Origin of the sequence: Caenispirillum bisanense, from assembly GCF_039523075.1 — a bacterium.
GTDB classification, from domain to species: Bacteria; Pseudomonadota; Alphaproteobacteria; order Rhodospirillales; family Rhodospirillaceae; genus Caenispirillum; species Caenispirillum bisanense.
Genome location: NZ_BAAAEP010000025.1, coordinates 38,296 through 62,500, shown reverse-complemented (window position 1 = coordinate 62,500; position 24,205 = coordinate 38,296). Strand labels below are relative to the sequence as shown.

The following is a 24,205-nucleotide window of genomic DNA, read 5'->3' as shown; positions in this document are numbered from 1 at the left end:
GCTCGGCTTGCCGGACGAAGCCGCCGGCTTGGCGGGCGCCTTGGGCACCAGCACCGTGTTGCCGCCGTCGGCGCGGGCGATCAGGCGACCGGCCGCCTTCTCCAGCGCCGCGCGCTCGCGGGCATACTCTTCCTTGCTGATCACCCCCATGTCGCGCAGCCGCTGCAGGGCATTGGCGCGCTCGGCGGCATCGGCCAGGCTGGTGGGAGGCGTCGGCGCCATCATGCGGACCCGCGGATCGGCGGGCAGCAGGGCGTCGAGGATGGTTTCACGCTCCGCCGCGTGGTCTTCCGGCCGCATGGCGCCGCTGGCCAGGGTGTGGCGCAGGGCCTCCAGCCGCGCGCCGACCTGCTCGGCGGTGGGCACCGGGCGGCCGAGGCCGGCAGCGCCCGGGCGCTGGCTGCTGAACGGCAGCAGGACGCCGATGTTGGCGGCGCGGCGGATGGAGTACTCGCCATCGGTGATGCGGCCGTCGTCGCGCAGCCGCCGCAGCACGAGGAAGCGCTGGGCGGCGTTCATCAGCTCGATTCCCGACAGCGGCGGCTCGGTCGGCGCCCCCACCGCCGGCATCACCCCATCGGACAGCGGCGCAATGCCGGCAGCCAGGTCGCCGGAGGCGGTGAGCGTGGTCGGCAGGCCGCTGGCGATGCCCATGGCCTGCAGCTGGTCGCGGGCCAGCACCGCCACCGTGGTCGGCGAGGTGCCGGTCCACGGACCGCCGGCCACCGCCGCATCCTGGGCTCGCGGCGAGGCGATCAGCCGGCTGAACACCTCCGCCGCCTCCTCGGGACGGCCGCCGTAGCGCAAGGCGACACCGCGGACATAGTGGGCGTGGGGATCTTCCGGGTCGCCGGCGAGCGCCAGATTGGCCTGATCGAGCGCCTGCGGAAACTCGCCCCGGGCCAGCGCCGCATAGGCCAGGTCGGCGCGGGAGGCGGCAGGATCGGGCGGCGGGCCGCCGGCGGTCAGATGGGTGCAGCCCGCAAGGGCGCCCGCGAGCAGGAGAGGCAGCAACACCGTCTTTACAGCACTCACGGGCGATCCCCCCGGGACATCGAGTCGCCGCCGCGGCGGCCATGTTCGTTCACATCCGGCAGGGTCGCGCCGCGCCGGGCGGACTACGCCGAAGGTGGCTAACCGTAGCGGGCGCGCCCTGCCTATGCAAGAAGTCGGAGTTGCGCAAAATGTCATCCTTTCCACGGAGGATTGACGCTACCCTCTGGAGCGCTCGAACCTCGCCGGGCGCAGGGCTATGGCCGACGCCGCACGGCCACCACCTGCGCAGGCAACCGCACCTGCCGAGAAGGAGACGGGAATGTCGCAGCCCGACGACAACACGGAGATCGAGCTGAAACTCGAAGTGGCGCCCGACGACATGGAGCGTCTGCGCCGCCACAGCCTGGTGCGGCGGACCCGCAAGGGCCGGCCCCACACCCAGCCGCTCAAGTCGGTCTATTTCGACACCCCCGATTTCCTGCTGTTCGACGGCGGCGCGTCGCTGCGGGTGCGCCACGCCGGCCGGCGCCGCATCCAGAACGTCAAGGCGCGCGGCGACGGCAGCGCCGGCCTGTTCTCCCGCAAGGAATGGGAGCACGACATCAGCGGCGACACCCCCGATCCGCAGGCCATCCTGGCCACCGGCCTGCAGGACCTGTTCGGCCGGCCGGGCGTGCTGGACGAGCTGCGGCCGCTGTTCGTCACCGAGTTCAAGCGCACCACCTACACCCTCGGCAACGGCACCTGGGAGGTGGCGCTGACCTTCGACCGCGGCGCCGTCACAGCCGACGGCGGCAGCCAGCCCATCAGCGAGATCGAGCTGGAACTGGTGCGCGGCGACCCGGCCCACCTGTTCGAGATCGCCCGCGCCCTGCACGAGGCGGCGCCGCTGCGGCTCAGCACCCGGTCGAAGTCGGAGCGCGGCTATGCCCTGCTCGGCGGCGGCCTGGAGCAGGACCCGGTGAAGGCGCCCGACATTCCCGTCACCGCCGACATGCCGCTGCGGGAGGCCATCCAGACCATCTGCCGCAGCTGCCAGCGCCACCTGCTGCACAACGAACCGGCCCTGCGCGACCGCAAGGAGCCGGAGGCGGTGCACCAGATGCGGGTCGCCCTGCGACGGCTGCGCAGCGCCCTGTCGGTGTTCCGGCAGGAGGTGGCGGGCGCCGCTACCGACTCCCTCACCGCCGGGCTCAAGTGGCTGACGGCGGAATTGGGGCCGGCGCGTGACACCGACGTGTTCATCGCCGAGATCCTCGGCCCGGTGCGCGAGGCCCATCCCGGCGAGGACGGCCTGCCCATGCTGCTGCAGCGGTTCGAGAAGCGGCGCGGCCAGCATTACCGCCGCGCCATCGCCGCCGTCGACAGCCACCGCTTCACCGACCTGATGCTGGAGCTGGGCGGCTGGATCGAGGGCGGGCCGTGGCTGCACCCGGCCTCGCCGGAGCTGGCGGCGCGCCTCGACCGGCCGGTGGGCGGCCGGGCGGCGGAGCTGCTGGATGTCGCTCATGCCAAGGTGCTGAAGAAGGGCAAGCGGTTCGGCAGCCTGGATGCTGCCTCGCGCCACCGCCTGCGGGTCCGCATCAAGAAGCTGCGCTACGCCGCCGAGTTCTTCGGCGATCTGTGGTCGGACAAGAAGACCCGCGCCTATGTAAAGACGCTGAAGGAACTGCAGGAACACCTGGGGGCGCTCAACGACATCGCCGTCGCTCACGACCAGCTGCACAGCGCCGTGGACAAGGACGCCGACCGCCGCGAGGTGTGGGCGGCGGGTCTGGTGGCCGGCTGGCACGGCGGCCGCGAGACGGCGCTGCTGGAGGCGGCGCGGGCGGAATGGAAGTCGTTCACCGACGCCAAGCCGTTCTGGCCGCCGCCGGCCAAGGCAGCCGCCAAGGCCGAGAAGGCGGCGGAACAGGCGGCGCGGGCCTCCAAGCGGGCGGAGCGGGCAGACCGCGAGGCGGCAGCCGCAGCCGCAGCGGAAGGCGGCGCCGACAACGACGACTGAGGCTCAGCCGCCGGCCGAACCGCCGCCGTTACCGTTGCCGTTACCGTCGCTGCCGGTAGGATCGTCGGGCGGGGCGTCGGCCCGTCGCTTGCCCTCCAGCTCCCGGCTGGAGCGGCTGTTTTCCAGTTCGGTCAGGCGCTTTTCCGCCTTGGTGCGGCCGTAGCGGATGCGGTTGTCCGCCGCCTGCCGTTCCTTCTCCTCCCGCGCCTTGCGCTTCCGCACGTCGCGCAGGTTGATGATCTCGGCCATCGGCGCATCTCCTTGATGAAGCAGTCGGCGACACAGCGATGTATGGGCGCCGCCGCCGGCGGACACAAGTCCCGGCGCGCAAGCCTGCCATGAAGATGACACCATCGCCCGGCAGGGGGAAAACGTTATACGTCTTGATCAAGATCCACCCCTTTCAGGAGCCCCCTCCGTGACCCCTCGCCTGCCTGCCCTCGCCGTGGTTGCCGCCGTTGCGGCGATCACCGGCGACGGTCTTGTTGCGCCGTCGGCCGCCGCCGCCGAGCCTGCCGTCGCCCAGGCCGCACCGGCCGGCCCGCCGCTGCCGACTGCCGACGAGGAACCGGCCGTCGAGGAGGTGGCCCCGGCCGCCGTCGATCTGACGCCGCGCCCCGTTAAGGACGACAAGGCCATCATCACCCTGCAGGTGGAGAACGACATCTTCACCGGCCGCGACCAGCACTACACCAACGGCGTCCGCCTGGCCTACCTGTCGCCCGAGAACGACGTGCCGGACTGGCTGGAGAACGCCGCCCGCCAGCTGCCGCTGTTCGCCGACGAGGGCAACCTGCGGGTGAGCTACGCCCTCGGCCAGAACATGTACACGCCGCGCGACATCGAGATCGCGGCGCCGCAGCCGGGCGATCACCCGTGGGCCGGCTTCACCTATGCCAGCATCGGCCTGATCAACGACGCCGGGCGGCGGCTGGACAACCTGGAACTGACGCTCGGCATCGTCGGCCCGTCGTCGCTGGCCGACCAGACGCAGGAGTTCGTTCACAAGGTCATCAGCACCCGCACGCCGCGCGGCTGGGACAACCAGCTGCATGACGAACCCATCGTCAACATCGCCTACGAACGGTCGTGGCGGGCCATGTGGCGCAGCGAGTACCTGGGGATCGAGGCCGACGTCACCCCCCACGCCGGCGGCGCCTTCGGCAACGCCTTCATCCACGCCAACAGCGGCGTCATGCTGCGCCTGGGCGACGACCTGCCGGCGGACTTCGGCCCGCCGCGCATCCGGCCGAGCCTGCCCGGGTCCGACTTCTTCGTGCCGAGCGAGCAGTTCGGCTGGTACGTCTTCGCCGGCGTCGACGGCCGGGTGGTGCTGCGCAACATCTTCCTGGACGGCAACACCTTCCGCGACAGCGCGAGCGTCGACAAGAAGTGGGTGGTGGGCGAGCTGCAGGCCGGCATCGCCATCACCATCAACGATGTCCGCATCGCCTACACCCACGTCTACCGCACCGAGGAATTCGACGGCCAGGACGAGGGCGACACCTTCGGCGCCCTCAGCGTCTCGTTCCGCTTCTGAGCGCCGGGCCGGCCGCAGCACCCGCGGCGCGGGCGTGACCGTCAGGTTGCGCAGCCGCGGGTAAATTTCTCCCTGGCAATGAAGGCGCCGGATGGCTATAGTCAGGGGCAACGGTTCGGGGGCGCGGCTGCCTCAGGGGGAGGACCGGCGGATCGTCGGGGGCGACGGACTGCCGCTTTTTCGCCCTTGCGAAGCACCGGGCGATCTTGCAGTTTTTCCAGCGGGATCGTCGGGTTTTTCCAGCAGCCTCGCGGCGCTTCGGCACCCTCGGCCCCGTGCAGCGTCGCCCCGTGCGACGGTGCGCTGAAGGTTTCGTGCTGCGGTCGGCATCCCCAAGGGCACCCCCCTTTTCCCCAATGCCCTTCGCCGATCGTCGGGCCGCCGGGCACCCCAACCCGGCGGCCCTCTTCCTTTCGGCGGCCCCACAGCGCCGCTGCTGCACCGCACGAACATCTCGACGGCCGCCGCCCGATCCCGTACAACCGGAAGCATCCGACCAGCCGCAGGGAGATTGGGTGCATGGCCGTGGCGCTGCGCAACGCCGTCCTCGCCCTTCTGGCGGTGCTGGGGCTTGCCGCCTGCGGCACGCCGAAGCCGCCGTCACCGCCGCCGCCGGCCCAGGTGGGCGGGCTGCCGACCGACGGCCCCATGTGCATCGTCGGGCTGGTGAATTCCAACGTCGCCTTCGACCGCCTGAAGGACACCGCCAACGGCGACGGCTGCGGCATTTCCACCGCCATCTCGCTCTACGAGACCCAGACCATCCCGCTCAGCCGGCCGGTGCAGGTCAGCTGCGGGCTAGCGCTGGCGCTGCTGCGCTATGATACCGAGGTGCTGCAGCCGCTAGCGCAGCGGGTGATGGGCAGCGCGCTGGTGAAGGTGCACCACGCCGGCGGCTATGTCTGCCGCGGCCGCACCTCCAACCGCTCACGCCTGTCGGAGCACGCCTTCGGCCGCGCCATCGACATCACCGCCTTCGAGTTCGCCGACGGCCGCATCGCGCGGGTGAAGGACCACTGGCGCGACCGCGGCGCGCTGGGGGACTTCCTGCGGCAGGCGTCGCAGGGGGCCTGCGGCGTGTTCCAGGTGGTGCTCAGCCCCAACGCCGACGCCGACCACCACGACCACCTGCACATCGACGTCGGCCCCTGGAAGCTGTGCAAGGCGTAGGGGCGGCACCCGCCTGCCCCACCGCCCGCCTCGGCCTCGGCCCCGGCCCCCGCCCCGGCCCCCGCCCCGCCGCCTAGCTATCCTCCCGCCGCACCCACAGCACCAGGCTGTGCGGCTGCAGGGTGAAGGTATCGCCGGGGCCGGCCTTGTCCAGCACGTCGCCCTCCTCCGCCACCGACGGCATGGCAGAGGTATCCACCAGCTTGCACCACACCTGCCCGGCCCCGGCCTCGTCGTCGGGCAGGATGTGCTCGATGTCCTCGCCGCTGGCGTTCAGGGCAACCAGGAAGGTGTCGTCGGGCTCCGGCTCGCCGCGGTTGGTCAGGTGGAAGTTGCCCGCCTCGCCGGACAGCACGAAGCGCAGCGACTTGGCGTTGGGGTCCGCCCAGTCGTCCTCCATCATCTCGGTGCCGTCGGGGCGCTGCCAGGTGACGTCCTTGATTTCGGTGCCCGGGATGATGCGGCCGTGGAAGAAGCGCGAGCGGTGGAAGACGATGTGTTCCCGCCGCAGCTTGATCAGCGCCTTGGTGAAGGTCATCAGGCGCTTGCCGGCCTCGTCGATGCCCTCCCAGTCGAACCAGCTGATCTCGCTGTCCTGGCAGTAGGCGTTGTTGTTGCCGCCCTGGGTGCGGCCGAACTCGTCGCCGCCGAGGATCATCGGCACCCCCTGGCTGAGCAGCAGGGTGGCCAGCATGTTGCGGCTCTGGCGGCGGCGCAGTTCGACGATGTCGGGGTCGTCGGTCTCCCCTTCGACGCCGCAGTTCCAGCTGCGGTTGTCGTCGGAGCCGTCGCGGTTGTCTTCCTTGTTGGCCTCGTTGTGCTTGCCGTTGTAGCTGACCAGGTCGCGCAGGGTGAAGCCGTCGTGGGCGGTGACGAAGTTCACCGACGCCCACGGCCGCCGGCCGCGATGGCCGTAGATGTCGGACGACCCGGACAGGCGCGAGGCCAGCTCGCCCAGCTTGCCGGGGTCGCCCTTCCAGAACTCGCGCACGGTGTCGCGGTAGCGGTCGTTCCACTCCGCCCAGCCGGGCGGGAAGGCGCCGACCTGATACCCGCCGAGGCCGGTGTCCCACGGCTCGGCGATCAGCTTCACGGTCGACAGCACCGGGTCCTGCGCCACCGCATCCAGGAAGCCGGCGTGCTGGTCGTAAGGCCCCTCCACGCGGGCCAGGGTGGTCGCCAGGTCGAAGCGGAAGCCGTCGACGCGCATCTCCTGCACCCAGTAGCGCAAGGAGTCGGTGACCATGCGCAGCACATAGGGATGGCGCAGTTCCAGGGCGTTGCCGGTGCCGGTGAAGTCGTTGTAATAGCGGCCGTTGTCGCCCATCAGGTAGTAGTAGCTGCGGTTGTCGATGCCGCGGAAGCAGAGCGTCGGGCCGAGGTGGTTGCCCTCCGCCGTGTGGTTGTAGACCACATCCAGGATCACCTCGATGCCGGCGTCGTGCATCACCTGCACGAAGGTCTTGAAGGCACGCGGATCATCGCCCGGCAGATACTCCGGGTGCGGCGCGAAGAAGCCGATGGAGTTGTAGCCCCAGTAATTGCGCAGGCCGCGGTCGATGAGGTGGCGGTCCTGGATGAAGGCGTGGACGGGCAGCAGTTCCACCGCCGTGACGCCCAGGTCGCGCAGGTAATCGGCCACCACCGGCGTCGCCAGCCCGTCGAAGGTGCCGCGCACCTCCTCCGGCACCTGCGGGTGGCGCATGGTGAAGCCCTTGACGTGAGTTTCGTAGATGATCGTTTCGTGCCACGGGGTCGGCGTGATGGCCTCGCCCCAGGTGAAGGCGGGGTCGATGACGCGGCACTTGGGCATGAAGGGGGCGCTGTCGCGGGTGTCGAAGGACAGGTCTTCCTTCGGATCGCCGAGGACGTAGCCGAACAGCGCGTCATCCCACTTGAGGTCACCGTGCAGGGCCTTGGCATAGGGGTCGAGCAGCAGCTTGTGATGGTTGAAGCGGTGCCCGTTCTCGGGGTCGTAGGGGCCGTAAACGCGGTACCCGTACAACTGCCCCGGCCGCACGTCGGGAAGATAGCCGTGCCAGATCTCGTGGGTGTATTCGGGCAGGGCGATGCGGGCCGTCTCCTTGCGGCCGTCGCGGTCGAACAGGCACAGCTCCACCTTCTCCGCGTGGGCGGAGAACAGGGCGAAGTTGGTCCCCGAGCCGTCGAAAGTGGCCCCGAGGGGGTGCGGCGAACCCGGCCAGACGCGCGGCGAGGACAAGGACATGGATGGACGCTCCGATGGTGCGATGGGTGCAGGCCCGGCATCAACGTGCATCCCGGTGTCGCCGTTTCCACCGACGCTTGAACGTGCCGCCTCTACGTCCGATGATGCAGCCGCCCCGCCCGTCCCCCGCCCCTCCCCCGTCAGGAGCCTGCCATGCACCGGATCGATCAGGGCCCCGCCGACGCCCCCCTGACCCTCGTGCTCGCCCATGGCGCCGGGGCGCCCATGGACAGCCCGTTCATGACCACGGTGGCCGAGGGCATCGCCGGCCGCGGCTGGCGGGTGGTGCGGTTCGAGTTCCCCTACATGGCCGCCCGCCGCGACGGCGGCAGCCGCCGCCCGCCCGACCGCCAGCCGGTGCTGCTGGAGACCTGGCGGCAGGTGATCGCCGACCTGGGCGGGCCGCAGGGGCTGGTGATCGGCGGCAAGTCCATGGGCGGCCGCATGGCCAGCCTGATCGCCGACGACGCCGGCGTGCGCGGACTGGTGTGCTTCGGCTACCCCTTCCACCCCGCCGGCAAGCCGGAGCGGCTGCGCACCGAGCATCTGGCCGACCTGCGCACGCCGACCCTGATCTGCCAGGGCACCCGCGACGCCCTCGGCGACCGGGCGCTGGTGACGGGGCTTTCGCTGTCGCCGGCCATTACCCTGGCATGGGCGGAGGACGGCGACCATTCGCTGAAGCCCCGCCGCGCCTCCGGCCGCAGCGAGGCGCAGGCCCTGGCGGAAGCGGTCGATGCCGTCGACGGTTTCCTTCACCGCCTTCGATATCAGTCGCAGTGAGGCGCATATCTGCTATAGTGGTACCAAGGTCGCAGGAAGTTTACCTGCCAGAGACCCAACGAGGGATGCCATGGCCGTGGATGCCGCCGTCGCGGAACCGACGGTGCCGGGCGCGCGATCCCGCGCTCGTGAAGAGGGAGAGTTCGGGCGCCAGCTGTGGCCGGTGGGGCGCATCATTCGGCGCGCCATCCTGCAGTGCCCGGCCGATACGCCGGTAGCCCAGGCGGCCCGCCTGATGGCCGAGCAGGGCTGTTCCTCCATCATCGTCACCGAAGCGGGTGCCGCCGCCGGCATCTGGACCGAGCGCGATGCCCTGGCGCTGGACTTCTCCGACGCCGACGCCCTCGCCCGCCCCATCGCCGAGGTCATGAGCACGCCCATCCGCACCCTGCGGGAGGACGTGACCATCGAGGAGGCCATGCCGCGCTTCCGCGAGTCCGGCCTGCGTCACTTCCTGGTGGTGGACGCCTACAACAAGCCGGTGGGCGTGCTGTCGCGCACCGACATGGTGCGCAATTCCGGCCTGCACGGCTACCTCACGCTGCGCACCGTCGCCTCGGTCACCGGCCGCCGGCCGCTGGAGATCGCCGCCGACGCCTCCGTCGCCGCCGCCGCCCGCGCCCTGCGCCACACCGAAGCGGAAGCCGCCCTGGTGGTGGAGGCCGACGGCACCGCCTTCGGCATCGTGACCGAACGCGACATCCTGCGCCTGGTGGCCCGCCGCGACATCGGCCGGCCGGTGCGCGCCGTCGCCAGTTCGCCCGTCGTCGCCGTCCCCGCCGGAGCGCCGCTGCTGACGGCGCAGGAACTGATGGAGACGCTGCACATCCGTCACCTGGGGGTGGAGGACGGCGACGGCCGCATCGCCGCCATCCTGTCGTTCACCGACATCCTCCACGGCATCGAAAGCGACTACCTGCAGCACCTGCAGGCGGCCCTCAGCCGCCAGCTGGCCATCCTCCAGGCCGGCGAGCGGCGGCAGGAGACCATCCTCAACCTCACCCAGGAAGGCTATGCCGAGGTCGACCACGACGGCCGCATCACCACCTGCAACGCCGCCTTCGCGGCGCTGCTCGGGATGTCGCAGGAGGAACTGACGGGTCGCGCCCTGCGCAGCCTCGCCCACGGCGACGCGGCGACGCGGCTGGACGAGGGCTTCCGCGCCGCCATTGCCGCCGGCGACACGCCCCACGCCGCCTTCGAGACCGATCTGCTGCGCCAGAACGGCACCAGCGTCCCGGTGCGCGTGGCCGCCACGGTGCTGCACGACGAGGACGAGGCGGTGATCGGCGCCTTCGCCTTCTTCTCCGACCTCACCCAGCTGCGCCAGGGCGAGCAGCGCCAGCGCGAGCTGCTGAACCAGCTGTCGCAGAGCAATGCCGAGCTGGAGGCCTTCGCCTACATCATCAGCCACGACCTGCAGGAACCGCTGCGCATGATCGCCAGCTACCTGCAGCTGGTGGACCGCCGCACCGCCGGCACCCTGGACGGCGAAACGCGCGAGTTCGTCGGCTATGCGGTGGACGGCGCCAAGCGCATGCAGTCGATGATCACCGACCTGCTCGACTACAGCCGCATCGACCGCAAAGGGCGGCCGTTCGAGCCCTGCGACACCGGCCAGGCCGCCGACAGCGCCCTGCGGCGGCTGGAGGTCGCCATGGCCGACAGCGGCGGCCGGGTCACCCGCGGGCCGCTGCCGGTCATCGACGGCGACTTCCAGCAGCTGGTGCGGCTGTTCCAGCACCTGATCGACAACGCCCTGAAATACCGCGCCCCCGATCGCCCGCCGCGCATCCACATCAGCGCCGAGGCCGATCCCGAGCAGCCGGACCGCTGGCGCTTCGCGGTGCAGGACAACGGCATCGGCATCGAGCCGCAGTTCAACGACCGCATCTTCCTCATGTTCCAGCGGCTGCATGCCCGCGGCGCCTATTCCGGCAACGGCATCGGGCTTGCCATCTGCAAGCGCATCGTCGAACGCCACAAGGGCCGCATCTGGGTGGAAAGCCACCCCGGCAGCGGCAGCACCTTCCTGTTCACCCTGCCGGCCGCCGCCGCTGCCGCGCCGGCCGCAGCCCGCACGGAGACGACGGCATGAGCGAGCGCATCCCCTCGCATCTGGACTCGGGCGTCGCCAACCTGCTGGGCGAGGCGCCGCCGGGCGGCGTGGTCAAGCGGTCAGTGAACATCGCCGGCCACCGCACGTCGGTGTCGCTGGAACAGGCGTTCTGGACCTCGCTGCAGGCCATCGCGCGGGCGGAGCGCACCACCATCACCGCCCTCATCACCGCCGTCGACATCCACCGCGACCACGGCGAGGGCAACCTGTCGAGCGCCCTGCGGGTGTTCTGCCTGCGCTGGACCCAGGCCCGCGCCGGCCGCAACAACTGAACCCGGCCGCCGCCTAAGGCCCCACGCTGCCGGAGCCGGTGCCGGTCCCCACGTTCTTTTCCTGCGCCGCGATCAGGTCGTCGGCCCGCACCTCGGTGATGCCGGTGGGGTCGTGGTGGATGATGATGTCGGCGGTGGGATACTCGGCGCGGATCGCCGCCTCCACCTGATCGCCGATGGCGTGGGCCTTGGCGAGGGTCAGGGTGCGGTCCATCTCCACATGCAGCTGGATGAACTGCTGCTGCCCGCTCGACCGGGTGCGCAGGTCGTGGGCGTCGTGGACGAAGGGATGGGCGCGGGCGATGGCGAGGATCTTCTCCCGCTCCGCCTCGGGAAACTCGCGGTCCATGAGCAGGTCGAGGCTGGACAGGAAGATGCTGCGGGCATTCCACAGCAGATAGCCGGCAATGCCGATGGCGAACAGCGGATCGGCGTGCGGGATGCCGACGTAGGACGCCAGCACGATGGAGACGATGACGCTGCCGTTGATCAGCACGTCGCCGGTGTAGTGCAGGCTGTCGGCGTTGATGGCGACGGAGTTGGTCCGCCGCACCACGCTCTTCTGATAGGCGACCAGGCCGAAGGTGGCGACGATGGCGAAAGCCATGACGGCGATGCCGACCCAGCCGCGCGTCACCTCCTGCGGCGTCACCATGCGGTCGGCGGCCTCGATCAGCAGGAAGATGCTCGACCCGGCGATGAACGCCGCCTGCCCCAGCCCGGCCAGCGGCTCCGCCTTGCCGTGGCCGAAGCGGTGCTCGGCATCGGCCGGCTGCAGGGCGTGGCGCACGGCGATGAGGTTGATGACCGAGGCGGCGGTATCGAGGGCGCTGTCGATCAGGCTGGACATCAGCGCCACCGATCCGGTGACGGCATAGGCCACCACCTTCACCACGATCAGCGTCGACGCCACCGCCACCGCCGCATAGGTGGCGCGCCGCATGAGCCGGCCGACGGCCTCGCGCGGGTCGGCGGCGGCATTGGCGGCGGCATCGGCGTCTGACATCACATCCCTCCCCTCGCCCGCCACCCCGGCGCGCCGCTGCCGGTCCTTACGGGAACAGGCGCTCGGTCCGCCAGGGGGTGTCCTCGGCGTCGCGACTATAGACCAGGCGGTCGTGCAGGCGGAACGGGCGATCCTGCCAGAACTCGATGCGCGTCGGCACCAGCCGGAAGCCGGACCAGTGCGGCGGCCGCGGCACCTTGCCGATGGCGTACTTGGCCGCGTACTGCGCCACCCGCTTCTCCAGCTCGAACCGCCCGGCCAGCGGGCGCGACTGCTGCGACGCCCAGGCGCCGATGCGGCTGTCGCGCGGCCGCGACTCGAAATAGGCGTCGGCTTCCTCGTCCGTCACCAGGCTCATGGGGCCTTCGACCCGCACCTGCCGGCGCAGCGACTTCCAGTGGAAGCACAGGGCGGCGTGGGGGTTGGCCAGCAGTTCGGTGCCCTTGCGGCTTTCCAGGTTGGTGTAGAAGACGAACCCGCGGTCATCCAGGCCCTTCAGCAGCACCATGCGCACCGACGGCCGCCCGTCGGGCGTGCTGGTGGCAAGCGCCATGGCGTTGGGGTCGTTCAGCTCGTGCTCGCCGGCCTCGGCCAGCCAGTCCTCGAACTGGCGGAAGGGTTCGGCGGCGTCGTCAAGGGCGGTCATGCAAGCGGTATCCTCTGGTGGCGGAGCCGGCGGCAACGGCGGTGTTCTCCCGCCCGTTGCACCCGGACAGGACAGGATTATGTAAACGGGAAGCGGTGTTGGAAAGGGCCGCTTGCCCCACGATCGACAAGAAGCCTGGACGGATCGTCACGGTTTCGCCATGGTCGGTTTCTATGATTCTACGCATCGCCCCGTCCAACGGATTGAGAGACATGCTGAGCATCACCCGCAAATTCCCCGTTGTCGCCGCTGTCGCCGTGGTCGCCTCCCTGGGCCTGAGCGCGTGCGAGGGCGTCCAGAACAACCCCAAGACCTCGGCCGGCACCCTGCTCGGCGGCATCGGCGGCGCCGTGATCGGCAGCCAGTTCGGCGGCGGCACCGGCCAGATCGCCGCCACCGCGGCCGGCACCCTCATCGGCGCCCTGATCGGCAGCGAGATCGGCAAGTCGCTCGACCGCGCCGACCAGCAGTACGCCATGCAGGCGCAGAGCCGCGCCTACAGCGCCCCGGTTGGCGAAACCATTTCGTGGAACAACCCGCAGAGCGGCAACTACGGCTCGTTCACGCCGGTGCGCGATGGTCGTACCAGCAGCGGCGCCTATTGCCGCGAATACCGCACCACGGTTACCATCGACGGCCGGTACGAAACGGCCTACGGCACCGCCTGCCAGCAGCCCGACGGCACCTGGCGCGTGGTGGACGGCTGATCCGTCAGCCCGTCCGCGCGGCCGCGTTTCGTCCGCACAAGTTCCCTGGGGAGGCGCCCGTCGTGCGGGCGCCTCTCGTCTTGTCCGACCGGACCCGAAGCGACCACGGCTGAGCGAGCATGCGCGATCCCTACACCGTCCTCGGCGTTTCCCGCAGCGCCACCGCCGACGACATCAAGAAGGCCTTCCGCCGCCTGGCCCGCACCATGCACCCCGACCTGCACCCCGACGACACGCAGGCGGCGGAGCGGTTCAAGGAAATCAACGCCGCCTACGGCATCCTCGGCGACGCCGACAAGCGCGCCAAATTCGACCGCGGCGAGATCGACGCCGACGGCAACCCGCGGGCGCCCTTCGGCTTCGGCGGCGGTGGCGGCGGCGCCGGCCGAGGCGGCGGAGCGGCGGGCGGCGGCGGCCGGGCCGGCGGCCCCTTCGGCTTCGACTTCGACAGCACCTTTGCCGACGACGAGCTGTTCAACGACATCTTCGCCCGCGCCAGCAAGGCCAAGGCCGATGCCAAGGCCCGCAGCCAGCCCAAGGGGCCGGACAGCCACTACCGCCTGAAGGTGCCGTTCCGCGAAGCCGCCCTCGGCGGCACCCGGCGCATCCGCCTCACCAACGGCAAGACCGTCGACGTGCGCATCCCGCCGCGCAGCGAGGACGGCACCACCCTGCGCCTGAAGGGCCAAGGCCTGACCGGCATGGCCGGCGGCACGCCGGGCGACGCGCTGGTGGAGATCGTCATCGCCGACTCCGACAGCTACCGCCGCGACGGCGACGACGTGACGGTGGAAGTGCCGGTGACCCTGAAGGAAGCGGTGCTCGGCGGCAAGATCACCGTCCCCACCCTGTCCGGCCGGGTGGCGGTGACGGTGCCGGAGGGCTCCAACGGCGGCACCGTGCTGCGCCTGCGCGGCAAGGGCCTGCCCAAGACCGGCGGCGACGGCCACGGCGATTATCTGGTGCGGCTGCGCATCGTGCTGCCCGACCCGCGCGACGCGGCGCTGAAGGACTTCTGCGACCGCTGGAACCCTGCCGGCGACCAGGACGTGCGCAAGCGCCTGTTCGACGAAGAGTAGGCGCCGCGCCGGCGCCTACCTGTCCTCCCCGTCCTCCTCCCACCGCACCACGTCGCGGTAGGCGTGCCAGGTGGCATGGCCGATCAGCGGCAGCGCCACCACCAGCCCGAAGAAGGCGGTGATCAGGCCGAAGCCGGTGACCACCACGATCACCGCCGCCCACAGCGCCATGGCCTGCGGACTGCGGAACACCGCCTGGGCGCTGACGATGGCACCGGCAAACACGTCGGCGCGGCGGTCCAGCATCATCGGCAGGGCGAAGGCGCCAAGGACGAAGGCGGCGGCGGCAAAGCAGAAGCCCACCGCCGTCCCCACCGCCATGAACACCAGCCCCTCCGCCGTCGCCAGCTGCTGCACCAGGGCGGCGAAGCTCATGCTGGTGTAGGGGAAGCTGACGGCGAAGATCAGCGCCGCGATGCGCACCCAGATCATCATGAACAGCATCAGCACCAGGCCGGCGGTCAGGATGTGGAAGGTGTTGGTCCGCCACGCCAGCAGGGCGTCGATGAACCCCGGCGCCTCGCCGCGCTCCAGCCGCGCGCTGATGCGGTAGAGCCCGACCGCCAGCAGCGGCGCCACCAGCAGGAAGCCGGCGATCATCGGCGTCAGCAGGTAGAGCATGTCGAACCACGCCAGACCAATGCCGATGGCATAGCCCAGCACCACGAACACGGCACCGTAGGCAAAGCTCACCCAGCCGGCGGCGCAGACGTCTTCCCAGCCCTTGGCGAGCCAGTCGAACACCTGCGCGGCCTCCACCCGTCGGATGCGGTCGGCATAGGGAAAGGGCAGCGCCGCCCCCGGCGGGGATGCCGGCGGGGGAGACTCGCGGCGCGGCAGGGACCGCTGTCCGTCGGGCATGATCTGCGTCCTCCGTGCTGTTGCGACGGGTGGTGGAACGGGCTGGGCGCGGCCTTACTCGGCCGGCTTCACCAGGGCGCGGTAGGCGTGCCAGCTGGCATGGCCGATCAGCGGCATGGCGATGATCAGGCCGAGGAAGAAGAAGGCCATGCCGGCCGCCGTCACCACGGCGATGATGCCGGCCCACAGCAGCATGGGGCCGGGGTTGCGCAGCACCGCCGTCATGCTGACCAGGGCGGCGGTGAAGAAGTCGGTGCCCGGCCGGTCCATCATCATCGGCAGGGCGACGGCGCAGAACAGGAAGGCGACCAGCGCGAAGGCCGCCCCCACCGCCACCGACACGATGAGGAACAGCAGCCCCGCCGTGGTCGGCAGCACCGCCAGCATGGCGTCGAAGGAAAAGCTGGTGGCCGGGAACATGAGCGCAAAGATCAGCGTCGCCACCCGCACCCAGATCAGGCCGTAGAGCATGAGCACGAGGCCCGCCGTCAGGATGTGGAAGCCGTTGGCCTGGGCCGCCGTCACCGCCTCGTTGAAGGTGGGCTGGCCGCCGCCTTCCAGGGTTTTCGACATGCGGTAGAAGCCGATGGCCAGCACCGGCGCCACCAGGGTGAAGCCGGCGGCCACCGGCAGCAGCAGGAACGGACTGTCCAGCCGCGCCAGGCCGACGGCGATGACGTAGCCGGCCAGGGCGAAGATGGCGCCGTAGGCGGCGCTCGCCATGCCGCTGCGCACGAAGTCGCGCCAGCCGCGGGACAGCCAGGAGAACACGTCGTCCGATCCGACGGTGCGGACGCGGTCGGCGAAGGGAAGGTGCGCGCCGCCCACGGAGCCGTGGGGGTGGCTATGGGTCTGCTGGACGTCCATGTCGCTCTCCTCCGTCATGCTCGACGGCCGGATGCGACGGTGGTCAGCCCCTCTGGCTGGTCTGGCCCCTGTCGATGGCGCTCATACCTTAGCGGCGCGCAGGGTTAAGGATGATGGTAGGCGCAACCGCCGGTCTCTTCAAGGGGCGGGAAGGATGTCGGACAGCGGCGTCGCCAGGGCCCAGCGCTCGGTATCGTGCAGGGTGCGCAGGGTGTGGGCGAGCTTGGTCCGCCACGGCCGCGACAGGTCCGACGGCAGATCGGCGGGCAGGCCGAGGCCGAGGGCGTGGATGAGGTCGCCGAGGGTGGTGGTGCGCAGGTCGCGGGCGACCACCCAGCGCTGGCGGTCGGTGCGGGCGATAAGGCCGCAGGACTCCAGCGCCTCCATCACCTCGGTGAAGGCGGCCTCAGGGGCGCCGGTGGCGGCCAGGATGTGCAGCCGGCGGGCGCCCTGCGGCCCGGCCCGCTGCTCCGCCAGCAGGAAGCCGATGACGTCCAGCGCCAGCACCAGCCGCGTGGTGGCCGGCGGCTGGCCGGAGATCTGCGCCCGCTGCAGCCGCCATTCGGGCAGCGCCGCCGTCACCACCGCCCCCAGCAGCACCACGCTCCAGCTCGCATAGAGCCAGGTGAGGAACAGCGGCAGCGCCGCCAGCGCGCCGTAGAGGGTGAAGTAGTTGTGCGCCTGGGCGACATAGAGCACGAAGCCGAACCGCAGGGCGGCGAACAGCAAGGCCGCCACGCCGGCCCCGACCAGGGCATCCTTCACCCGCACCCGCCGGTTGGGCACGGCGACATACAGCAGCACGAAGGCGGTGGCGCTGAGCAGGTAGGGCATGGCATAGGCCACCGGCCCGCCCAGCCGGTCGAGCAGCAGCCGCAGCCCCACCTCGTCGTGGGCCTGGATCCAGGTGGAGATGGAAAAGCTCGCCCCGACCAGCAGCGGCCCGACCGTCAGCACGATCCAGTAGACCGCCAGCCGGGCCAGCGGCGGGCGCGAGCGGGTGACGCGGAAGATGTGGTTGAAGGCGTGCTCGATGGTCACCAGCAGCAGGATGGCGATGAACGCCAGCCCCGCCACCCCCATCAGCGTCAGCCCGCCGGAGGCATCGACGAAGCGCGCCACCGTATCCAGCACCTGCTGCCCGAAGCTCGGCACGAAGTTGAGGAAGATGAACTGCTCCAGCCACGCCCGCGCGCCCTCGAAGGCGGGCACGGCGGCCAGCATGGCGGCGCCGATGGCGAACATGGGCACGATGCCGATGAGCGACACATAGCCAAGATCCCCCGCCACCAGGAACACCTGATCGGCCACCGCCCGGCGGAACACATAGGCGGTGAAGCCGCCGGTGCGCCGCACGGCGGCCCGCGCGGCAGCCAGCAGCAAGGTGGTCCTACCGGCCTTCACCGCATCGGCCATCCGACTTTGCCCCCGTGATGTCTTGGTGTAGGATGCCCCACCTTTCATCGGGTATCACCCCACAGGACCCTAAAACGCAAGAGAGAACGCATGACCGCTTCCTCCTCCCTCATGGCGGGCAAGAAGGGCCTCATCATGGGCGTCGCCAACGACAAGTCGATCGCCTGGGCGATCGCCAAGGCGTGCCACGAAGCCGGGGCCGAGCTGGCGTTCACCTACCAGGGTGACGCGCTGCTCAAGCGCGTCAAGCCGCTGGCCGAAAGCGTCGGGTCGGACTTCGTGGTGCCGTGCGACGTCACCGATGCCGCCAGCATGGACGCCACCTTCGCCGAGGTGGAAAAGCGCTGGGGCAAGCTCGACTTCGTGCTGCACGGCATCGCCTGGGCCGACAAGGACCAGCTGAAGGGCCGCTACGTCGACACCACCCTGGAGAACTTCACCCGCAGCCTGCAGATCTCCTGCTTCTCGTTCACCGACGTCTGCCGCCGCGCCGCGCCGCTGATGACCGAGGGCGGATCGCTGGTCACCCTCACCTACTACGGCGCCGAGCGCGTCATGCCCCACTACAACGTCATGGGCGTGGCGAAGGCCGCACTGGAAGCCAGCGTGCGTTATCTGGCCGTCGACCTGGGCGTGGACGGCATCCGCGTCAACGCCATCTCGGCCGGCCCGATCAAGACCCTGGCCGCCTCCGGCATCGGCGACTTCCGCCAGATCCTGCGGTGGAACGAGCTGAACGCCCCGCTGCGCCGCAACGTGACGCTGGAAGACGTGGGCAAGTCCGGCCTCTACTTCCTGTCGGACCTCGCCTCCGGCGTGACCGGCGAAGTGCATCATGTGGACTGCGGCTACCACACCATCGGCATGCTGGAAGTGGACAGCGCCCCGCAGCTGGCGGAGATGCTGAGCCAGTTCAAGGTGCGCGACTGAGCCACCGGCGCGGGGCGCGGAAGGGGTTAGACATTCATGTCCGGTAATGGGTTCGGCACGCTGTTCCGCTTCACCACCTTCGGTGAAAGCCACGGCCCCGCCATCGGCTGCGTCGTCGACGGCGTGCCGCCGCGCATCCCGCTGACCGAGGCCGACATCCAGCCGTGGCTGGACAAGCGCCGCCCCGGCACCTCGCGCCACACCACCCAGCGGCGGGAGCCGGACGAGGTGCAGATCCTGTCCGGGGTGTTCGAGGGCCAGACCACCGGCACCTCCATCGGGCTGCTGATCCACAACACCGACCAGCGCTCCAAGGACTACGGCGAGATCGCCCGCCAGTTCCGCCCCGGCCATGCCGACGTCACCTACTGGCAGAAGTACGGCATCCGCGACTATCGCGGCGGCGGCCGGTCGTCGGCGCGCGAGACCGCTATGCGGGTGGCCGCCGGCGCCATCGCCCGCAAGGTGCTCGATGCCCTGGTGCCGGGCGGCGTGGTGGTGCGCGGCGCCATGGTGCAGATGGGCCCCCACGCCATCGACCGCGGCCGCTGGGACTGGACGCAGGTGGACGCCAACCCGTTCTTCTGCCCCGACGCCGAGGCGGCGGCGCAGTGGGAGGCGCACCTGGACGCCATCCGCAAGGCCGGCTCCTCCACCGGCGCGGTGGTGGAGGTTGAGGCGCTGAACGTGCCGCCGGGCCTGGGGGCGCCGGTCTACGACAAACTCGACGCCGACCTCGCCAAGGCCTTCATGAGCATCAATGCGGTGAAGGGGGTGGAAATCGGCGACGGCTTCGCCACCGCCGCCTACACCGGCGAGGACAATGCCGACGAGATGCGCATGGGGGCGGACGGGCGCATCGACTACCTGTCCAACCACGCCGGCGGCATCCTCGGCGGCCTGTCCACCGGGCAGCCGGTGGTGGCGCGCATGGCGATCAAGCCGACGTCGTCCATCCTCACCCCGCGCCGCAGCGTCGACATCGACGGCAATGAGGTGGAGGTCCGCACCAAGGGCCGCCACGACCCCTGCGTCGGCATCCGCGCCGTGCCGGTGGCGGAGGCGATGATGGCCTGCGTGCTGGCCGACCACCTGCTGCGCCACCGCGCGCAGTGCGGCGGCTTCTGACCGGCGGATCGGTCAAGGGAACCGGCGGCGCGGTCAAGACGCCGCCGCCGGTTTCGGTCACAGTAGCCGCCGGTTCCGTCTGAAGCAGAGCAGTTTCCATGTCCACCGCCGCCGCCGTCATGGCCCGTTCCGCCCGCACCGGCATCCTGCTGGTCGCCCTCGCCTCCGTGCTGTGGGGCACCAGCAGCATCGCCGCCAAGACCCTGATGCTGCACGCCGATGCCACGCCGCTCGGCGTCGGCTTCTGGCGGCTGGCGCTGTCGGTGCCGCCGCTGCTGGTGCTCGGCTGGCTGACCCTCGGCCGCGGCCTGTTCCGGCTGTCGCGCAAGGCGGTGCCGCTGGTGGCGGTGACCGGCCTCGCCATGGCCTTCTATCAGGTGTTCTTCTACGCCGCCGTCGCCCGCGCCGGCGTCACCGTCACCAGCCTGGTCGCCCTGTGCGGCGCGCCGGTGGTGGTGGCGGTGCTGTCGTCGGTGCTGCTGCGCGAACCGCCCGGCGCCCGCACCCTGCTGGCGCTGGCGCTGGCCGTCGGCGGCACGGTGATGCTGGTCGGCGTGCCCGACGGCGACGCCGGCACCCAGGTGCTGCTCGGCGCCCTGCTGGCGAGCGGCGCCGCCGCCTCCTACGCCACGGTGGTGATCGCCGGCCGCTCCATGGCCGGCACGGTTCACCCCTACCAGACCATCATCATCGGCTTCGGCGGCGGCGCGCTGTGCCTGCTGCCCTTCGCCGCCCCCGCCGGCATCGGCGTCAGCGACGTCGCCCTCGGCGTGCCGCTGCTCATCTACCTGGGCGTGGTGACCACCGGCCTGTCCTACGTGCTGTTCTTCACCGGCATGAAGACCACCCCGGCCACCGCCGCCAGCATCGTCACCCTGCTGGAGGCCCTGACCGCCACCCTGCTCGCCTGGCTGCTGTTCGGCGAGCGCCTGGGGCCGCTCGGCATGGTCGGCGGCGTGCTGCTGGTGGCGGCCATGCTGATCCTCACCCTGCGCCGCCGCACCGATTGACGCCGGAGCCGGCGGGGGCCATCTTGGTCACAGCCACGCCGCCGCCGGACGCCCGCCATGCCGTATGATCACAATGCCCCGAAGGCCCCCGTGAAGGTCGCCGTCAATGCCGACCTGCTGCGGCAGGCGCGGGAGCTTGAGCTTGATCTGGCGGTGGAACTGGAGCGCGGCCTGCAGGAAAGCATCCGCAAGCGGCAGGCGCTCAAGGCGGAGCAGGAGCGGCTGGCCCCGCATCTGCAGGCGCTCAACGACCTGGACCGGACCCGCGGCACCGCCATCGACGAGTTTCTGGACTACTGACGTGCGGCAGTTCGACGTCGTCCGCAACACCGGGCGCAGCCGGACGGAGGCGCCCTATTGGCTCATCGTGCAGTCGACGGCCTATGCCGCCTATGACCGCCGCGTGGTCATCCCGCTGGTCCCGGCGGAGCGCCTGCCCCTGCCTCAGCGCGCGATCAATCCGTCGTTCGAGATCGAAGGGCGGCGGGTGTTCCTGCACACCCTCAACATTGCCAGCCTGCCGCGGCAGGCGCTGGGAGAGGTGGTGGCGTCGCTCGCCGACCAGGGCGAGACGATCATCACCGCCATCGACTGGCTCCTCTCCCGCGCCTTCGACTGACGCCGCGGGAGCGGTCAGCCGAGGATCAGGCTGTCGTCGTCCACTTCCTCGCCGCGCACCTTCTCGAACATGTGCAGCAGGTCTTCCACCTTCATGCCGCGGCGGGCGTCGCCCTCCACGTCCAGCACCACGTCGCCGGCGTGCAGCATGACGGTGCGGTGGCCGTGGTCGAGGGCCTGGCGCATGGAGTGGGTGACCATCAGCGTGGTCAGCTGCTTCTCGCCGACGATACGGTCGGTCAGCTCCATGACGAAGGCCGCCGTCTTGGGGTCGAGCGCCGCCGTGTGCTCGTCCAGCAGCAGGATCTTCATGGGGTTCAGCGTCGCCATCACCAGGCTCACCGCCTGCCGCTGGCCGCCCGACAGCAGGCCCATCTTGTCGCTCAGGCGGTTTTCCAGCCCGAGGCCGAGCACCGAGATGCGCTCGCGGAATTCCTCCCGCAGCTCGTTGCGCACCGCCGCGCGCAGGCCGCGGCGATGGCCGCGGGCGGCGGCAAGGGCGAGGTTTTCCTCGATGCTCAGGCCCTCGCAGGTGCCGGCCATGGGGTCCTGGAAGACGCGGGCGCAGAGGCCGGCGCGGCGGGCGGTCGGCCACCGGGTGACATCCTGCCCGTCGATGAGCACGGTCCCCTCGTCGGGAATCAGCTCGCCGGCCAGGATGTTGAGGAAGGTGGACTTGCCGGCGCCGTTGGAGCCGATCACCGTCACGAACTGCCCCTGCGGGATGCTGAGCCCCAGCCCGCGCAGGGCGTGGTTCTCGATCGGCGTGCCGGGGTTGAAGCGGATGTGCAGGCCGCTCGCGTCGATCATTTGCGCACGCCTCCGCCGGCGGTGAGGGATTTCAGCTTCAGCTTGCGGCGCATGCCCGGCAGGGTCATGGCCGCCACCACCAGCACGGCGGTGATCAGCTTCAGGTCCTGGGCCTGCAGGCCGAGCACGTCGGCATTGAGCGCCAGCGCCACCATCAGGCGATAGAGGATGGAGCCGACGATGCAGGCGATGGTCGCCAGGATGATGGTCCGGGTGGACATCACCGCCTCGCCCAGGATCACGGCGGCCAGGCCGATGACGATGACGCCGACGCCCATGGTGATGTCGGCGCCGCCCTGCAGCTGGGCAAACAGCGCCCCGGCGAAGGCCACCATGCCGTTGGACAGCGCGATGCCGAGCAGGGTCATGCGGCCGGTGTCGATGCCCTGGGCCCGCGCCATGCGCTGGTTGGCGCCCGTCGCCCGCATGGCGAGGCCGGTCTCCGACAGCAGGAAGCGGTCGAGCAGCAGTTTGGCGGCGATCACCACCACCAGCAGCACCAGCGGATTGACCCAGTAGTACGGCAGGCCCAGCGACTCGAAGGGCGTGAACACCGTCTCCTGCCCCAGCAGGGCGATGTTGGGCCGCCCCATGACGCGCAGGTTGATGGAGAACAGCGCGATCATGGTCAGGATGGAGGCCAGCAGGTGCAGGATCTTCAACCGCACGTTCAGCCACGCCGTCACCAGCCCCGCCGCGCAGCCGGCGAAGAAGGCCGCCAGGGTGGCGAGGTAGGGGTTGACGCCCGCCATCAGCAGCACCGCCGCCACGCCGGCGCCGAGCGGCAGGCTGCCGTCCACCGTCAGGTCGGGGAAGTTGAGGATGCGGAACGAGATGTAGACGCCCAGCGCCACCAGACCGAACAGAAGGCCGATCTCGATGGCACCAAGAAAAGCGATGAGCGACACCGGTGCGGTTCCTGAAAAAGCTGCGGGGCCGCCCGCCGGACGGCCCCGCCGTGAACAGAACGTGGGTTACTGCACCACCGTCTCGGCGCGCTCCACCACCGCCTGCGGCAGGGTGACGCCCATGCGGGCGGCGGCAGCCGGGTTGACGGCCAGCTTCATGACCTCGACGCCCTCGACCGGGATGTCGGCGGCCTTGGTGCCCTGCAGGATCTTCGCCACCTGCACGCCGGTCTGGCGGCCGACGTCGTAGTAGTCGAAGCCGGCGGCGGCGACGGCGCCGCGGTTCACGCTGTCGGTGTCGCCGGCGAAGATCGGCATCTTGGCTTCCTCACCCACCTTGATGGCGGCTTCCAGGGCCGAGATCACGGTGTTGTCGGTGGGGATGTAGACGGCATCGGCCTTGCCCACCAGCGACCGGGTCGCCTGCAGTACGTCGCCGGAGGTGGGGGCGGAGGCGACGATCACCTTCAGCCCGAGGTCGGGGGCGGCCTGCTTCGCCAGGTCGACCAGCACCACGGCGTTGGGTTCGCCGGGGTTGTGGACGATGCCGATGGTCTTCACGCCCGGCACGATCTCCTGGATCAGGGCCAGGTGCTTGGCGACCGGGGTCATGTCGGAGACGCCGGTGACGCCGTCCTTGGCCTTGCCCGGCTCGTCGATCAGGCGGGCCAGCACCGGGTCGGTGACGGCGGAGAACACCACCGGAATGCGCCCGCGGGCGGCGGCGACGGCAGCCTGGGCCGACGGCGTGGCGATGGCGACGATGACGTCGGGGGCGTCGCCCACGAACTTCTTGGCGATCTGGCCGGCAATGCCGACATCGCCCTGGGCGGACTGGAACTCCACCGCCAGCGACTCGCCCTGCTTGAAGCCCTGTTCCGCCAGTTGATCCAGCACGCCCTGGCGCACGGCATCAAGGGCCGGATGCTCGACGATGGCGGTGATCTTCACCGACTTGGTGTCGGCGGCCTGGGCGTTCAGCGACAGCATCGACAGGCCGACCACGGCGGCGGCGGCGGCGGCGACGCGCAACGGTTTCAGCAGCACCTTGCTGACCTCCTGCTGGGGAGTGGCGGAAAGCGGCACGATGCGCGGAAAGGCCGCCTC

General features: G+C 70.6%; 24 protein-coding genes (1 of these 24 cut by a window edge). 13 read left to right on the top strand and 11 right to left on the bottom strand.

All coding sequences use genetic code 11. The features are described from left to right. Positions 1-1,017: the 5' portion of an SHOCT domain-containing protein gene (locus ABD056_RS12675; protein WP_343867133.1), read on the bottom strand. Its footprint begins 426 nt before the window's first position; 1,017 of the gene's 1,443 nt are visible here — the first part of the coding sequence; it begins with the start codon at positions 1,015-1,017; its stop codon lies beyond the left edge, outside the window. A gap of 298 nt (positions 1,018-1,315) precedes the next feature. On the opposite strand from ABD056_RS12675, the gene ABD056_RS12670 reads away from it, so the two are divergent. Continuing rightward, complete coding sequence (locus ABD056_RS12670; protein ID WP_343867132.1) at positions 1,316-3,001, top strand: CYTH and CHAD domain-containing protein; 1,686 nt, start codon at positions 1,316-1,318, stop codon at positions 2,999-3,001. A 3-nt stretch (positions 3,002-3,004) separates the two neighbouring features. On the opposite strand, the gene ABD056_RS12665 is transcribed toward ABD056_RS12670, so the two are convergent. Beyond that, positions 3,005-3,250, bottom strand: a complete 246-nt coding sequence (locus ABD056_RS12665; RefSeq protein ID WP_343867131.1) for a DUF4169 family protein — start codon at positions 3,248-3,250, stop codon at positions 3,005-3,007. A 169-nt stretch (positions 3,251-3,419) separates the two neighbouring features. On the opposite strand from ABD056_RS12665, the gene ABD056_RS12660 reads away from it, so the two are divergent. Further along, complete coding sequence (locus tag ABD056_RS12660) at positions 3,420-4,541, top strand: lipid A deacylase LpxR family protein (RefSeq protein ID WP_343867130.1); 1,122 nt, start codon at positions 3,420-3,422, stop codon at positions 4,539-4,541. A gap of 519 nt (positions 4,542-5,060) precedes the next feature. Further along, positions 5,061-5,711 (top strand): extensin family protein, encoded by a 651-nt coding sequence (locus ABD056_RS12655; protein WP_343867128.1) that lies wholly within the window; start codon positions 5,061-5,063, stop codon positions 5,709-5,711. A 73-nt stretch (positions 5,712-5,784) separates the two neighbouring features. Here the strand turns inward: ABD056_RS12655 and glgX are convergent, their stop codons facing one another. Beyond that, positions 5,785-7,938, bottom strand: coding sequence for a glycogen debranching protein GlgX (gene glgX / locus ABD056_RS12650; protein ID WP_343867126.1), 2,154 nt, complete (start codon positions 7,936-7,938; stop codon positions 5,785-5,787). A 153-nt stretch (positions 7,939-8,091) separates the two neighbouring features. Between glgX and ABD056_RS12645 the strand changes: the two genes are divergently transcribed. From ABD056_RS12645 to ABD056_RS12635, 3 genes are all read left to right on the top strand, one after another. Next, the gene (locus ABD056_RS12645; RefSeq protein WP_343867125.1) at positions 8,092-8,721 is read left to right on the top strand and encodes an alpha/beta family hydrolase; all 630 of its coding nucleotides are present in this window, start codon (positions 8,092-8,094) and stop codon (positions 8,719-8,721) included. A 70-nt stretch (positions 8,722-8,791) separates the two neighbouring features. After that, positions 8,792-10,819 (top strand): CBS domain-containing protein, encoded by a 2,028-nt coding sequence (locus ABD056_RS12640; protein WP_343867123.1) that lies wholly within the window; start codon positions 8,792-8,794, stop codon positions 10,817-10,819. Continuing rightward, positions 10,816-11,112 carry a ribbon-helix-helix domain-containing protein gene (locus ABD056_RS12635; protein WP_343867122.1) on the top strand — a complete coding sequence of 99 codons (297 nt, stop codon included), beginning with the start codon at positions 10,816-10,818 and terminating at the stop codon, positions 11,110-11,112. Before ABD056_RS12640 ends, ABD056_RS12635 begins: the two co-directional genes overlap by 4 nt. A gap of 13 nt (positions 11,113-11,125) precedes the next feature. Here the strand turns inward: ABD056_RS12635 and ABD056_RS12630 are convergent, their stop codons facing one another. Then, a complete protein-coding gene (locus ABD056_RS12630) occupies positions 11,126-12,118 on the bottom strand; it encodes a cation diffusion facilitator family transporter (protein WP_343867121.1) in 993 nt (330 codons plus the stop codon). 46 nt (positions 12,119-12,164) lie between these two features. Further along, positions 12,165-12,764 carry a pyridoxamine 5'-phosphate oxidase gene (pdxH, locus tag ABD056_RS12625; protein ID WP_343867119.1) on the bottom strand — a complete coding sequence of 200 codons (600 nt, stop codon included), beginning with the start codon at positions 12,762-12,764 and terminating at the stop codon, positions 12,165-12,167. Positions 12,765-12,976: 212 nt separating this feature from the next. Between pdxH and ABD056_RS12620 the strand changes: the two genes are divergently transcribed. Together ABD056_RS12620 and ABD056_RS12615 are read left to right on the top strand one after the other, a co-directional pair. Next, the gene (locus ABD056_RS12620) at positions 12,977-13,471 is read left to right on the top strand and encodes an RT0821/Lpp0805 family surface protein (RefSeq protein ID WP_343867117.1); all 495 of its coding nucleotides are present in this window, start codon (positions 12,977-12,979) and stop codon (positions 13,469-13,471) included. A 119-nt stretch (positions 13,472-13,590) separates the two neighbouring features. After that, positions 13,591-14,550, top strand: a complete 960-nt coding sequence (locus tag ABD056_RS12615) for a DnaJ C-terminal domain-containing protein (RefSeq protein WP_343867115.1) — start codon at positions 13,591-13,593, stop codon at positions 14,548-14,550. Between the two features lie 15 nt (positions 14,551-14,565). Here ABD056_RS12615 and ABD056_RS12610 read toward each other — a convergent pair whose 3' ends face one another. The 3 genes from ABD056_RS12610 to ABD056_RS12600 all read right to left on the bottom strand — a co-directional run bounded on the left by ABD056_RS12610 (position 14,566) and on the right by ABD056_RS12600 (position 17,694). Beyond that, positions 14,566-15,411 carry a DUF2189 domain-containing protein gene (locus ABD056_RS12610; protein ID WP_343867113.1) on the bottom strand — a complete coding sequence of 282 codons (846 nt, stop codon included), beginning with the start codon at positions 15,409-15,411 and terminating at the stop codon, positions 14,566-14,568. 54 nt (positions 15,412-15,465) lie between these two features. Further along, positions 15,466-16,278 carry a DUF2189 domain-containing protein gene (locus ABD056_RS12605; protein WP_343867112.1) on the bottom strand — a complete coding sequence of 271 codons (813 nt, stop codon included), beginning with the start codon at positions 16,276-16,278 and terminating at the stop codon, positions 15,466-15,468. Positions 16,279-16,416: 138 nt separating this feature from the next. Further along, a complete protein-coding gene (locus ABD056_RS12600; RefSeq protein WP_343867111.1) occupies positions 16,417-17,694 on the bottom strand; it encodes a YihY family inner membrane protein in 1,278 nt (425 codons plus the stop codon). A gap of 90 nt (positions 17,695-17,784) precedes the next feature. Between ABD056_RS12600 and fabI the strand changes: the two genes are divergently transcribed. From fabI to ABD056_RS12575, 5 genes are all read left to right on the top strand, one after another. Next, positions 17,785-18,624 (top strand): enoyl-ACP reductase FabI, encoded by an 840-nt coding sequence (gene fabI, locus ABD056_RS12595; protein WP_343867110.1) that lies wholly within the window; start codon positions 17,785-17,787, stop codon positions 18,622-18,624. 36 nt (positions 18,625-18,660) lie between these two features. Then, positions 18,661-19,752, top strand: a complete 1,092-nt coding sequence (gene aroC / locus ABD056_RS12590; protein WP_343867108.1) for a chorismate synthase — start codon at positions 18,661-18,663, stop codon at positions 19,750-19,752. Positions 19,753-19,850: 98 nt separating this feature from the next. Beyond that, positions 19,851-20,762, top strand: coding sequence for a DMT family transporter (locus tag ABD056_RS12585; RefSeq protein WP_343867106.1), 912 nt, complete (start codon positions 19,851-19,853; stop codon positions 20,760-20,762). Positions 20,763-20,819: 57 nt separating this feature from the next. Beyond that, entirely contained in the window at positions 20,820-21,062 is a 243-nt protein-coding gene (locus ABD056_RS12580; protein ID WP_343867104.1) for a type II toxin-antitoxin system CcdA family antitoxin, read from the top strand. 1 nt (position 21,063) lies between these two features. Next, positions 21,064-21,381 carry a CcdB family protein gene (locus ABD056_RS12575; RefSeq protein WP_343867103.1) on the top strand — a complete coding sequence of 106 codons (318 nt, stop codon included), beginning with the start codon at positions 21,064-21,066 and terminating at the stop codon, positions 21,379-21,381. 14 nt (positions 21,382-21,395) lie between these two features. On the opposite strand, the gene ABD056_RS12570 is transcribed toward ABD056_RS12575, so the two are convergent. The 3 genes from ABD056_RS12570 to ABD056_RS12560 form a co-directional block, all read right to left on the bottom strand. Continuing rightward, the gene (locus ABD056_RS12570; RefSeq protein ID WP_343867101.1) at positions 21,396-22,190 is read right to left on the bottom strand and encodes an ABC transporter ATP-binding protein; all 795 of its coding nucleotides are present in this window, start codon (positions 22,188-22,190) and stop codon (positions 21,396-21,398) included. Further along, positions 22,187-23,098, bottom strand: a complete 912-nt coding sequence (locus tag ABD056_RS12565; protein ID WP_343867099.1) for an ABC transporter permease — start codon at positions 23,096-23,098, stop codon at positions 22,187-22,189. The genes ABD056_RS12570 and ABD056_RS12565 overlap by 4 nt, the downstream gene beginning before the upstream one ends. A 66-nt stretch (positions 23,099-23,164) precedes the next feature. Further along, positions 23,165-24,184 carry an ABC transporter substrate-binding protein gene (locus tag ABD056_RS12560; RefSeq protein WP_343867098.1) on the bottom strand — a complete coding sequence of 340 codons (1,020 nt, stop codon included), beginning with the start codon at positions 24,182-24,184 and terminating at the stop codon, positions 23,165-23,167. Positions 24,185-24,205: the final 21 nt, after the last annotated feature.